At 64.6% G+C, this 12,704-nt stretch carries 11 protein-coding genes; 9 read left to right on the top strand and 2 right to left on the bottom strand.

What is annotated here, in order from left to right:
- Positions 1–72 precede the first annotated feature (72 nt).
- The 8 genes from ubiE to ertB all read left to right on the top strand — a co-directional run bounded on the left by ubiE (position 73) and on the right by ertB (position 9,948).
- Complete coding sequence (ubiE, locus tag NE851_RS11830; protein WP_063474780.1) at positions 73–849, top strand: bifunctional demethylmenaquinone methyltransferase/2-methoxy-6-polyprenyl-1,4-benzoquinol methylase UbiE; 777 nt, start codon at positions 73–75, stop codon at positions 847–849.
- A gap of 62 nt (positions 850–911) precedes the next feature.
- The gene (gene ubiB / locus NE851_RS11825) at positions 912–2,486 is read left to right on the top strand and encodes a 2-polyprenylphenol 6-hydroxylase (protein ID WP_063474781.1); all 1,575 of its coding nucleotides are present in this window, start codon (positions 912–914) and stop codon (positions 2,484–2,486) included.
- 89 nt (positions 2,487–2,575) lie between these two features.
- Entirely contained in the window at positions 2,576–4,162 is a 1,587-nt protein-coding gene (locus NE851_RS11820) for an aromatic amino acid lyase (protein ID WP_097543222.1), read from the top strand.
- Between the two features lie 23 nt (positions 4,163–4,185).
- A complete protein-coding gene (ertD, locus tag NE851_RS11815) occupies positions 4,186–5,565 on the top strand; it encodes a hydantoin-5-propionate amidohydrolase (protein ID WP_132573741.1) in 1,380 nt (459 codons plus the stop codon).
- Positions 5,562–6,842 carry a Zn-dependent hydrolase gene (locus NE851_RS11810; RefSeq protein ID WP_183844894.1) on the top strand — a complete coding sequence of 427 codons (1,281 nt, stop codon included), beginning with the start codon at positions 5,562–5,564 and terminating at the stop codon, positions 6,840–6,842. The genes ertD and NE851_RS11810 overlap by 4 nt, the downstream gene beginning before the upstream one ends.
- Complete coding sequence (gene ertC / locus NE851_RS11805) at positions 6,823–7,920, top strand: thiohydantoin desulfurase (protein ID WP_132573745.1); 1,098 nt, start codon at positions 6,823–6,825, stop codon at positions 7,918–7,920. The genes NE851_RS11810 and ertC overlap by 20 nt, the downstream gene beginning before the upstream one ends.
- A gap of 3 nt (positions 7,921–7,923) precedes the next feature.
- Positions 7,924–8,253, top strand: coding sequence for a TfoX/Sxy family protein (locus NE851_RS11800; protein WP_047617233.1), 330 nt, complete (start codon positions 7,924–7,926; stop codon positions 8,251–8,253).
- 33 nt (positions 8,254–8,286) lie between these two features.
- The gene (gene ertB / locus NE851_RS11795; protein WP_132573747.1) at positions 8,287–9,948 is read left to right on the top strand and encodes a thiourocanate hydratase; all 1,662 of its coding nucleotides are present in this window, start codon (positions 8,287–8,289) and stop codon (positions 9,946–9,948) included.
- 44 nt (positions 9,949–9,992) lie between these two features.
- Here the strand turns inward: ertB and NE851_RS11790 are convergent, their stop codons facing one another.
- Together NE851_RS11790 and NE851_RS11785 are read right to left on the bottom strand one after the other, a co-directional pair.
- Positions 9,993–10,379 (bottom strand): VOC family protein, encoded by a 387-nt coding sequence (locus NE851_RS11790; protein ID WP_025570552.1) that lies wholly within the window; start codon positions 10,377–10,379, stop codon positions 9,993–9,995.
- Complete coding sequence (locus NE851_RS11785) at positions 10,376–11,626, bottom strand: MFS transporter (RefSeq protein ID WP_047617237.1); 1,251 nt, start codon at positions 11,624–11,626, stop codon at positions 10,376–10,378. Before NE851_RS11785 ends, NE851_RS11790 begins: the two co-directional genes overlap by 4 nt.
- Positions 11,627–11,717: 91 nt before the next feature.
- Here NE851_RS11785 and NE851_RS11780 point away from each other — a divergent pair, with 91 nt between their 5' ends.
- Entirely contained in the window at positions 11,718–12,593 is an 876-nt protein-coding gene (locus NE851_RS11780; protein WP_047617293.1) for a LysR family transcriptional regulator, read from the top strand.
- Positions 12,594–12,704: the final 111 nt, after the last annotated feature.

Here is a 12,704-nt window from a genome sequence, read left to right as displayed (position 1 = left end):
TCCATAGATAACGTCGCGCACGGTCTTTCGCTATGGCCGCCGCGCCTGAATCTTCAGGAATGGAGCAGTCTGATGTCAGAAAGCCGCACTTCCGCCGATGGCGGCATGGAGACCTCCTACGGCTTCCGCGAGGTGCCTGACGGCGAGAAGCAGGGCCTGGTCAACCAGGTGTTCCACAAGGTCGCCAAGCGCTACGACATCATGAACGACGTCATGTCGATGGGCATGCACCGCGCCTGGAAGGATGCGATGATTTCGGCGCTGAACCCGCGCAAGGAGCCGGGTTACAAGGTGCTCGACGTCGCCGGCGGCACGGGTGATATCGCCTTCCGCATCGTCGAGGCTTCGGGCCGGCAGGCGCATGCCACCGTGCTCGACATCAACGGCTCGATGCTCGGCGTCGGTGCCGAGCGGGCGGAAAAGAAGAAGCTTTCCGGCAATCTCACCTTCGTCGAGGCGAATGCCGAGGAACTGCCTTTCGAGGCCGGCAGCTTCGATGCTTATACGATCGCCTTCGGCATCCGCAACGTGCCGAGGATCGACGTCGCGCTGTCGGAAGCCTATCGCGTCTTGAAACGCGGCGGACGGCTGCTGGTGCTGGAATTTTCCGAAGTCGATATGCCGCTTCTCGACAAGATCTACGACGCCTGGTCGTTCAATGCCATTCCGCAATTCGGCAAGGCGATTACCGGCGATGCCGAACCCTACCAATATCTGGTGGAATCGATCCGCAAGTTCCCGAACCAGGAGAATTTTGCGGCCATGATCCGCCAGGCCGGCTTTTCGCGCGTCACCTACACCAATTATACCGGCGGCATCGCCGCTCTCCATTCCGGCTGGAAGCTCTGACGCATGACGGCGAAAAATGTAGAGCGGTTTTCGGATAGCGTCGCGCGAGAATCACACAGGACATGAGCACTTTCGGGGCATATTTCAGGCTCATTCGGGTCGGCTGGATTCTTGTGCGCGAAGGCGTGATCTCGGCGCTGCCGTCGGAGGGCCTACCGCCCCCGATCAGCCTTGCCAAATCCTTCGTCGGCGTGTTTGCGCGCAACCGCGCCAAGGCGATTGCCCGCAGCGACCGGCTGGCGCAGGCGGTCGAGCGGCTCGGCCCCTCCTATGTGAAGATCGGGCAGTTCCTGGCGACGCGGCCGGATGTCGTTGGCGTCGAATTTGCCAACGACCTGTCGCAGCTTCAGGACCGGATGGCCTTCTTTCCCTCGGCCGCCGCCAAGGCCAATATCGAAGGCTCGCTTGGACGGCCGATCGGCGAGCTCTATGCGAGCTTCGGCGAGCCGATCGCCGCCGCCTCGATCGCCCAGGTGCATCCGGCCGAGGTCGAGACATCGGCGGGCCGCAAGAAGGTAGCCGTCAAGATCGTGCGGCCGGGCGTGCGCCAGCGCTTCGCCCATGACATCGAGGCGATGTATCTCGTCGCCCATATGCAGGAGCGTTTCCTGCCGTTCAGCCGACGGCTGCGGCCGGTCGAGGTGACGAAGACGCTGGAGCAGACGACCAAGGTGGAGATGGATCTTCGCCTGGAGGCGGCCGCCCTTTCCGAGATCGCCGAGAATACCGAAAAAGACCCGGGCTTCCGGGTGCCGAAGGTCGACTGGGAGCGCACCGGGCGCGACGTCATCACCATGGAGTGGATCGACGGCACGAGAATGTCCGACGTCGAGGGCCTGCGGGCGGCCGGCCACGATCTCAACCTGCTTGCCGATACACTGATCCAGTCGTTCCTGCGCCACACGCTGCGCGACGGCTTCTTCCATGCCGACATGCATCCGGGCAATCTCTTCGTCGATGCCGACGGCATGATCGTCGCCGTCGACATGGGCATCGTCGGGCGGCTGGGCAAGAAGGAGCGGCGGTTCCTCGCCGAAATCCTCTACGGCTTCATCACCCGCGACTATATCCGCGTCGCCGAGGTGCATTTCGAGGCGGGCTATGTGCCCGGCCATCACAATGTCGAGAGCTTTGCCCAGGCGATCCGGGCGATCGGCGAGCCGATCCACGGGCAGCCGGCCGAGACGATCTCGATGGGCAAGCTGCTGACGCTGCTGTTCGAAGTGACCGAACTGTTCGACATGGCGACGCGGCCGGAACTGGTGATGCTGCAGAAGACCATGGTCGTGGTCGAGGGCGTGTCGCGCATGCTCAATCCGCGCTTCAACATGTGGAAGGCCTCCGAGCCCGTCGTCGGCGACTGGATCCGCACCAATCTCGGGCCGAAGCGGATCGCCACCGATATCAAGGACGGGCTGAAGGCGGCGGTCAAGCTCGCCGAAGCCGTGCCGGAAATTGCGGCGAAGACCGAAAAATTCCACCACCAGCTTCTGCATATGAGCGAGCACGGGCTGCGTTTCGATGCGCAGACGGCGGATGCGATCGGCAAGGCCGAGGCGCGCCACAATCGCTCGGCCAGGATCGCGCTGTGGATCATCGCATTGACGCTTCTCTATATTGCCTGGATGCTGAGCTGACCGTCTGCCAAAAACATGCTGTGTTCGGCATTTGGGATATCCCATGTGACGGAGGGCTCGCTTAGTCTCATTTTCAAGGAGATAGGCACATGAAGCACGAACGCCTTGGCATCGAACTTTCCGGACGACCGCTCGGTTTTGCCGAGATGGTGACGATTGGTGCGGGCAAGGCTGCGATTTCGGCTTCGGCGACAGGCATGGCCCGCATCGCGATCGCCCGCGAGATCGTCGAGGATGCGATTGCCTCCGGCATGCCCGTCTACGGCTCGACGACAGGCGTCGGCGCCATGAAGGATGTGGAGTGGTCGGCCGACGAACTCGACACTTTCAATCTCGGCCTGGTGCGGGCCCATCATTTCGGCACCGGCACACCCTTTTCCTGCAACATCGTGCGCAATGCCATGGCGATCCGCATCAATACGGCGCTGACCGGCCAGGTCGGCTGCACGCCGGAGCTGATCGAGGCCTATATCCGGATGCTCGAGGCCGATCTCATCCCGGTCGTGCGCCGCACCGGCTCCATCGGCTGTGCGGATATCGGGCTGATGGGACAGATCGGCGCGGTGCTGACCGGCGTCGGCGAAGCGATCTACCGCGGCAACCGGATGCAGGCGGCCGAGGCCTTCCGGGCGGCCGGGCTGGAACCGATGCGGATGGCGCCGCGCGACAGCCTCGCCTCGCTCAGCATCAATGCAGTGAGCTTTGCCTCGGCGGCGGAAACAACGCGCAATGCCGCGGCCTCGATCCGCATCCTGCTGGCGACGGCGATGATGGCGGCCGGCGCGCTCGGCGCTTCCCGCGATCCCTGGAAGGCGGTCCGCCATGTCGGCACGGCGCGCGAAGCGCTGATCGGCGCCTGGCTCTGCAATGCCTCCGAGGAATGGAACTGGCCGGTCGCAACCCATGTGCAGGATCCGCTCAGCCTGCGCATGATCGCCCAGGTGTTCGGCGCGGTGATCGAAAACCTTTTGTCGACCGGCCACAAGATCCTTGCCGCCACCGGCCGCTCGGACGACAATCCCGTCGTCGTCGAGGGCCGGGTGATGACGTCGGGCGGTTCGCTGCCGCTCGATGTAACGATCCTGCTCGAATCGGCCGCGCTCTGCATGGCGCATGCGGCGCGCAACGCCTTCAATCGCTGCGTCATTCTTGGCAACGGCCAGCGGCGCGACCTGCCGGTCAATCTCGTGCCGCCGGGGCGGATCGCCACAGGTTTCGGGCCGATCATCAAGCTTGCCGGCGAGATCTTCTCGCGCGTGCTGTCGATGTCCAATCCTGTTTCGGCCCAGTCGCTGGTCGTCGCAGCCGGGTTGGAGGACGAGGCGGCCTTCCTGCCGCTCGTCATCGAGCGCTTCGACCGGCAGATGCGGGCGCTGAAACGCCTCGCAGCCCTCGAGGCGCTGCTGTCGGCTCAGGCGATCGACATACTCGGCGATGAACCGAAGGGTGTTGCCGCCATGCTCTACGAGGTCGTGCGCAAACATGCGGATTTCTATGTTGTCGACCGGCCGCTTTCGGCGGAAGTGGAGGCGATCGAGGAGGAGCTCGGTTCGGACGACTTCGTCTCGAAGCTGACCGAGCAGGTTCCGATCGCCTCCTTCGACGACTTCTTCGCCCTCGGCTCGCTGGAGCGTGTCGAAGAGCGGCTGACCCATCACGAGCCGGCAGCACTCTGATTTCAGTTTAGGGAGGAAGCGGCATGGACTTCGATCTCGTTCTGCAGGGCACGGTGGTGCTGCCGGACCGCATTCTTGAACAGGGCTATGTCGCCGTGCGCGACGGCAAGATCGCCGAGGTCGGCCTCGGCGTGCCGCCGGCGGGCCGCGAACGGCATTTGCTCGGAAAAGCGCTGATCCTGCCCGGCGCGATCGACGCGCAGGTGCATTCACTCTCGCAGAAAGACCAGGAGGATTTCATCTGGTCGACGCGCTCGGCGGCGGCCGGCGGCGTGACAACAATCGTCGACATGCCCTATGACGAGGGCAATCTCGTCTGCTCGGCTGCGGCGCTACAGCGGAAGATCGACCATGCCGGCCCGCAGGCGCGCGTCGACTTCGCGCTTTACGGCACCATCGATCCGGAAGAAGGCCCGGCTCGGATCCGCGAGATGGTGGAGGCAGGCGTTGCCGCCTTCAAGTTTTCGACCTTCGGCACCGATCCCAAGCGCTTTCCGCGCATTCCGCCGGCCCTGCTCGACGCCTGCTTTGCGGCGATCGCGCCGACAGGGCTGACGGCGGGCGTGCACAATGAAGACGACGAGGCGGTGCGAACCTATATGGAGCAGGTGAAGGCGAGCGGCATCACCGACTGGCGGGCGCACGGCCTGTCGCGGCCTGCGATTACCGAGCTGTTGGCGATGCACACGATCTTCGAGACGGGTGCGGCCACCGGCTGCCCGGCGCATGTGGTGCACTGCTCGCTCGGGCGCGGCTACGATATCGCCCGCGCCTATCGCCGCGACGGATTTGCGGCAACGGTCGAATGCTGCATCCACTACCTGACGCTCGACGAGGAAAACGACGTGAAGCGCTTGGGCGGCAAGGCGAAGATCAATCCGCCGCTACGGGCGCGCGCCGAGGTGGAGACGCTCTGGCGGAAGGTGGCCGAGGGCAATGTCTGGCTGGTCTCGACCGATCACGTCAGCTGGTCGGAAAACCGCAAGATCAATCCCGACATGCTCGCCAACGCATCCGGCGTTCCCGGCCTGGAGGTGATGGTGCCGCTGTTCGTCAAAGGCGCCACCGAGCGCGGCATTCCCCTGACATGGGCGGCCAAGCTGATGGCGGAGAACCCGGCGAAGCATTTCCGGCTCGAGCATATCAAGGGCGCGCTGGCACCGGGCAAGGACGCCGATATCACCGTGCTGGAGCCGCACGACAGCGTCTATGATGCCGCCGCGAGCGGCAACAACGTCGTCGGCTGGAGCCCCTATAACGGCATCCGCCTGCCCTGGACCGTCTCGGCCACCTATCTGCGCGGCGAAAAGATCGCCGAGGGCGGAAAGGTGCTGGCCGAGCCCGGCACCGGCCGGTTCGTGCGGCCGCTGCCGCGCCAGGTCATGGCAGGAACTGCCGCATGAGCCGCAATCTTCCCGTCAATGCCGGCCGGATCGCTGGCGATATCGAGGCGCTGGCCGCAATGACCGAGCCGGGGCGTCCCTGGACGCGGCGGGCCTTCTCGCCGCTCTTCCTCGATGGCCGGGCCTATATCGAAGCGCGGATGAAGGCGGCGGGACTGGAAACGCGGATCGATGCCGCAGGCAATCTGGTCGGCCGGCGGACAGGCCAGAAACCATGGCTCGGCACGATCATGATCGGCTCGCATTCCGACACCGTGCCGGACGGCGGCCGCTTCGACGGCATCGCCGGGGTGATCTCGGCGCTGGAGGTGGCGCGGGCGCTTGCTGAGCAGGATATCAAGCTCGATCACGATCTCGAAATCGTCGATTTCCTGGCCGAGGAGGTCAGCATCTTCGGCGTGTCCTGCATCGGCAGCCGCGGCATGACCGGCCAACTGCCGGAGGCCTGGCTTTCGCGCGTCAGCGACGGGCGCGACCTGGCCGAGGGCATCGCTGAGGTCGGCGGCAGGCCCGATGTGCTGATGCAGCAGAACAGGCCCGATATAGCAGGCTTTCTCGAGCTCCATATCGAGCAGGGTCCGGTGCTCGAAGCCGAGAGGCAGGATATCGGCATCGTCACCGCGATCTCGGGCATCACCCGGATCGAGATTACCGTCGAAGGGCGGGCCGACCATGCCGGCACGACGCCGATGGACCGACGGGCGGATGCGCTGGTGGCGGCATCGCAGCTGGTGCTCGACATCCGCAATGCCGCCGCAGAGCTTGCCAAAACGCCGGGGCATTTTGCAGCGACGGTCGGGGAATTCCGCATCGAGCCAAATGCCGCCAATGTCGTGCCGTCGAAGGTCACGCTGCTGATCGATGGGCGCGCGGAGATCCGCGCCGACATGGAGGCTTTCTGCCGCTGGCTCGACGGCCATGTCGAAAAGCTGGCAGGAGCCTACGGCGTGACGATCAAGACGCCGAACCGGGTTTCCGACAATCTGCCGACGCCAGGCGATGCCGGGCTGCTGTCGACACTGGAGGCGGCCTGCGAGCGGGTCGGCGCAAAAAGCCGGCGCATCGCCTCAGGCGCGGGACACGATACGGCCTGGATCGCCAAGGTGGCGCCGGCGGCGATGATCTTCGTGCCCTGCCGGGAAGGCCGCAGCCATTCGGCCGACGAATGGGCCGAGAATGACGATATCGCGCTTGGCGCCGCCGTGCTGTTCGAAGCGGTGCGCGAGATGGACACGAGCTTGAGGCAGGAGAGGACCGATGGGACGCATACTCGTTGAGAAGGACGTGGAAGCAGCCGTCAAGGGCGGCTCCGTCTATGCCGCCGGCGGCGGCGGCTGGGCCGATCATGGACGGATGCTTGGGCTTGCCGCCGTCAATGTCGGCAAGCCGGAGCTGGTCTCGATCGACGAGTTGCAGGATGAGGACTGGATCGCCACCGCGGCCGCAATCGGCGCGCCGGCCTCCACCACCCCCTGGGAAATGCAGGGCATCGACTATGTGAAAGCAGTGCAGTTGCTGCAGGAGGCGCTTGGGGAAAAGCTTTCCGGGCTGATCATCGGCCAGAACGGCAAATCCTCGACGCTGAACGGCTGGCTGCCGTCGGCCATCCTCGGCACCAAGGTGGTCGATGCGGTCGGCGACATCCGGGCGCATCCCACGGGCGACATGGGCTCGATCGGCATGGCCGGTTCGCCCGAGCAGATGATCCAGACCGCCGTCGGCGGCAATCGGGCGGAGAATCGCTATATCGAATTGGTGGTGAAGGGCGCGACGGCGAAGATCTCGCCGGTGCTGCGCGCCGCCGCCGATCAATCCGGCGGCTTCATCGCCAGCTGCCGCAATCCGCTGAGGGCTTCCTATGTCAGGAGCCATGCTGCACTCGGCGGCATCTCGATGGCGCTGGCGCTCGGCGAGGCGATCATCGCGGCGGAGAAACGCGGCGGATCAGCTGTCATCGACGCGATCTGCAAGACGACGGGCGGACATATCCTTGCCGAGGGGATCATCACTCGCAAGGACGTCGTCTACACCAAGGAAGCCTTCGACATCGGCACGATCACCGTCGGCACGGGCGAAAAATCGGTGACGCTGCATGTGATGAACGAATATATGGCCGTGGACGATGCGGATGGCGGGCGGCTTGCCACTTTCCCGGCCGTCATCACCACGCTTTCGCCGGAGGGCGAACCGCTCAGCGTCGGCCAGCTTCAGGACGGCATGCACGTCTTCATCCTGCATGTGCCGATGGACATCATTCCGCTCTCGGCAAGCGTGCTCGATCCAACCGTCTATCCCGTCGTCGAAAAGGCGATGGGGATCGAGATCGCACGTTATGCGCTGGCAACGAAAGCCTGAGCCATGGCGCGCGATCCCGGTCTCGAAGAACTGATGCGCGAGGAACTCGGCGATCGGCCGGGCCTTACCGAAAAATCCATGTTCGGCGGCTGGGCCTTCATCCTGAACGGCAATCTCCTCTGCTGCGCGCGCCATGACGGCATGCTGATCCGTCTCGGCAAGGGCAATGACGGCTGGGCGCTGGCATTGCCAGGCGTGATCCAGATGCTGTCGGGCGAGCGGGTGATGCATGGCTGGGTGCGCGGTGGTGCCGAGGTTTACGGCGACGATGCCCTGAGACGGCGTTTGCTCGATGCGGCACTTGCCTATGTGGAATCGCTGCCGAGTAAGTGACGATCGAAGGCAGAGCAAAACGAGGAACCCACGATGCCGAAGGCCAATCCACGTCATCCGAAATTTCCGATTCCCGGCGGGCCGGAGCTGCGCGCCAAGGGCTGGCGGCAGGAGGCGCTGCTGCGGCTGCTCGAAAACGTGCTCTCCGTCGGCGAGGATCCCGACAACCTCATCGTCTATGCCGCGCTCGGCAAGGCGGCCCGCAACTGGGCGGCCCACAAAGGCATCGTCAAGGCGCTGACCGAAATGGACGAGGACCAGACGCTGCTCATCCAGTCCGGCAAGCCGATCGGGCTCGTTCGGACGCATGCCAAGGCGCCGCTCGTCATCATGGCGAACTGCAATATCGTCGGGCAATGGGCAAAGGCCGAGGTGTTCTACGAGCTGCAGCGCAAGGGGCTGATCTGCTGGGGCGGGCTGACGGCCGGCGCCTGGCAATATATCGGCAGCCAGGGGGTCATCCAGGGCACCTACGAGATCTTCATGCGCATTGCCGAGCGGCGCTTCGGCGGCGATCTCCTCGGCCGCTTCGTGCTGACCGCCGGCCTCGGCGGCATGGGCGGGGCGCAGCCGCTGGCCGGCCGCATGGCGGGGGCGGCAATCCTCTGCGTCGACATCGATCCGGAGCGCGCCCGCAAACGCCAGCAGATCGGTTATCTCCAGGAAATCGCACCCGATCTCGATACCGCCCTGCAGATGATCGATGCGGCAGTGAGGGAGAAACGGGCGCTGTCCGTCGGGCTGGTCGGCAATGCGGCGGAGGTCTATCCCGAAATCGCCCGGCGCGGCATCGTGCCCGACATCGTCACCGACCAGACCTCGGCGCATGACCTCGTCTATGGCTACGTGCCGAAAGGCATGAGCCTCGATCAGGTCAAGGGCCTGCGCGACGATGGCCAGGGGCAATTGATGGCGGCAAGCCGCGCCTCGATCGTCGAACATGTGACGGCGATGCTGGAATTCCAGAAGAAGGGTTCTGAAGTCTTCGACAACGGCAACCTGATCCGCACGCAGGCCAAGGAGGGCGGCGTTGCCAATGCCTTCGACATTCCGATCTTCACCGAAGCCTATCTCAGGCCGCTGTTTGCCCGGGCGATCGGCCCCTTCCGCTGGATGGCGCTATCGGGTGAGGAGAGCGATATCGCCCGGATCGATGACCTGCTGCTCGAGATGTTCCCCGACAACAAGATCATCACCAACTGGATCCGGCTGGCGCGCGAGCATGTTCCCTTCGAAGGGCTGCCGGCCCGCATCGCCTGGCTCGGCCACGGCGAACGCACGGCACTCGCGAGGCGCGTCAACACGCTGGTTGCGAGCGGCGAACTGAGAGGCCCGGTCGCCTTCTCCCGCGACCATCTCGATGCCGGCGCCATGGCGCACCCGAACATCATGACCGAGCGGATGAAGGACGGCTCCGACGCGATCGCCGACTGGCCGCTGATCGATGCGATGATGCTCTGCTCGTCGATGGCCGATCTCGTCGTCATTCATTCCGGCGGCGGCGGCTATGCCGGCTATATGACGAGCTGCGGCGCCACCGTCATCGCCGATGGCACGGATGCCGCCGACGAACGGCTCGACCATGCGCTGACCAACGATACCGCACTCGGCGTCATGCGGTATGCCGATGCCGGTTACGAGGAGGCGCTGGATGAAGTGGCGAAGAAAGACGTGCCCTATCTCCGGCTTGGCTGATGTGCGGGAGCAGACATCCAGACCCTTTCCAGAATTATCAGGCATCAGGCAATCAGATTGGAGACCTCGAGGAGATTGCCGTCGGGGTCCCGGAAATAGACCGAGCGCAGACGTCCGGTCGCGCCGGTGCGTTCGACCGGACCCTCTTCGATCGCAACGCCTGAGGCCTGCAGATGCGTGATGACATCGGCGAGCGTCGTCTCGGCGATGAAGCAGAGGTCGCCGGAGCCGGCTGTGGGATGACTCGCCTTGGGATCGAATTCGCGGCCGGCCTGGTGCAGGTTGATCTTCTGCCGGCCGAATTTCAGCGCCTTGCGGCCTTCCGCGAAGGTTTCGACCGACATGCCGAGGATGCGGGCATAGAAATCGCAGGTGATGGCAATATCGGCGACGGTCAGCACCAGATGGTCGAGGCGGTCTATGCGGATCATGCTGTTCTCCTCGCGAGGTGCTTTGCAAGACAGGCGGAGACAAAGGCCAGCGCCAGCATGGCAAGCGTGAAGATAACGACGGCGGTCCAGCCTTCAACCGCGAAGAACCAGCCGCCCGCCGAACCCATCAAGCTGGAGCCGACATAATAGGCAAGCATATAGAGCGATGAGGCGTGGCCTTTGGTGCCATGCGCCAGCCTGCCGACAAGGCCGCTGGCGATGGAATGGCTCATGAAGAAGCCGGTGGTGAGCACGATGATGCCGAGGATGATGACCGGGAGCGAGGCAAAGAGCGTCAGCGCGCTGCCGGCGGCGGTGAGTGCCAGACCGAAGAGAAGCACGGAAAAATGGCCGATCCGGTCTCCGAGGAGGCCGCCGATCGAGGAGGCGCCGATGCCGAAGAGATAGACGGTGAAGATCAGGCCGAGTTCGGTCTGGTTGAGGCCGTAAGGCGGCGCCACGAGGCGGAAGCCGGCATAATTATAGATCGTAACGAAGGAGCCCATCGCCAGGAAGGCGATGGCGAAGAGGAAGGGCAGCGCCGGACTGCTGAGATGGCCGCGCCACGCGTTGAGATGAAAGCGCGGATCGAAGCCCGGCCGGCGGACGAAATTGCGTGACGGCGGCAGCAGGGCGATGAAGCCGATCGCAGCGGCAAGGCCGATGGCGCCGATCAGAAAGAGCGCCGGACGCCAGCTGAAATATTCGGCGAAGATACCTGTCAGCACGCGGCCGGACATGCCGCCGAAGGCCGTGCCGGCGACATAGAGGCCCATGGTGGTGCCGAGGCCGCGCGGATCGATTTCCTCGGCGAGATAGGCCATGGCGACGGCCGGCACGCCGCCGAGAACGAGGCCCTGCAAGGCGCGGATGACAAGCAGCAGGTGCCAGTTCGGGGCAAAAGCGGTGGCAATGGTCAGCAATGCCGCGCCGACCAGCGATATCGACATCAGGCTGCGGCGGCCAAGGCCTTCCGAGACGGCGGCAGCACAGACGATGGCAAGTGCCAGGAAACCGGTGGAGAGCGAGAGGGACAGCGAGCTTTCGGCCGGGCTGACGGAGAACTCCTGCGAGAAGATCGGCAGCAGCGGCTGGACGCAATAGAGCAGCGAGAAGGTGGAGAAACCGGAAAGGAAGAGCGCCAGGCTGGCGCGGCGATAGGCGCCGGTTCCACGCGCGAGATAGTGCTTCTGCCCTGGGGTCGCTGATATCTCGGAGGTCTTTAATACATGCGCTGACGTCGGCATCTCTTCATCCTTCCGGTCTCCGATCTAGTCAACGCCGCTCCATTTGTCCAATATATGAAACTGGCGATTTCGATAGGTTTTGGAGATGACGATGGAGTTGCGGCACTTGCGATATTTCCTGGCGGTGGCGGAGGAAGGCAATTTCACCCGTGCGGCCGCCAAGCTCGGCATCGGGCAGCCGCCGCTCAGCCAGCAGATCCGCGATCTGGAGAGGGAAGTGGGTGCGGCGCTATTTCACCGCGTGCCGCACGGCGCCGAATTGACGGCGGCGGGCGCTGCCTTCCTCGGCGAGGCAAAGGCGTCGCTGGCGGCTGCGGAAAAGGCAAAGCTTGCGGCGCAAAGCGCCAATCGCGGCGAGACCGGCCGGCTGTCGCTCGGCTTCACCGCATCCTCCGCCTTCAACCCCGTGGTCAGCGCGACGATCCGACGATTTCGTGCCCGCTGGCCCGATGTCCGGCTGGCGCTGACGGAAATGAATACGCTGGCGCTGATGCAGAAGCTGGAAGGCGGCGAGCTCGACGCCGCCTTCATGCGCCCCAGCCTCGACGACCCCGCCGGCGTCCGGCTGCGGCGATTGCCGGATGAGCCGATGGTGATCGCCCTGCCCGCCAGCCATCCTCTGGCACGGCGCAGCAAACTGCCGCTTGCGGCACTGGCGGACGAACCTTTCATCCTCTTTCCCCGGCTCGTCGGCTTGAGCCTCTACGACGATGTCGTGCTGGCCTGCCGCAAGGCGGGATTCGAGCTGACCGTGGCCCAGGAGGCGCCGCAGATTTCCTCCGTCGTCAATCTGGTGGCGGCAGAGCTCGGCGTCTCGATCGTGCCGGCCTCGATTTCGCAGATCAGGCTCGAAGGCGTCGCCTACCGGCCGATCGAGGGGCCGCCGGCTGTGGCGCGCCTGGCGCTGGCAATGTTGAAGACACGTCGCTCGCCGGTCACCGAGAACCTGATGAGCCTGCTGAGCTAAAGCGCGTCGCGATCCTTCAGATTCGCTCTTCGCGCTTTAGAGCCTTTCCGGGTTAGATTGCAGCATTCTGCCGGAGCAGGTTTTCGTCAGGGCAGAGGCGATTGGCGAAGG

It is taken from the genome of Rhizobium anhuiense bv. trifolii (genome assembly GCF_024346605.1).
In the GTDB taxonomy this organism is placed as follows: domain Bacteria; phylum Pseudomonadota; class Alphaproteobacteria; order Rhizobiales; family Rhizobiaceae; genus Rhizobium; species Rhizobium anhuiense.
Note: the sequence above shows the minus strand (reverse complement) of the source record. Positions and strands in the feature narration are given on the sequence as shown.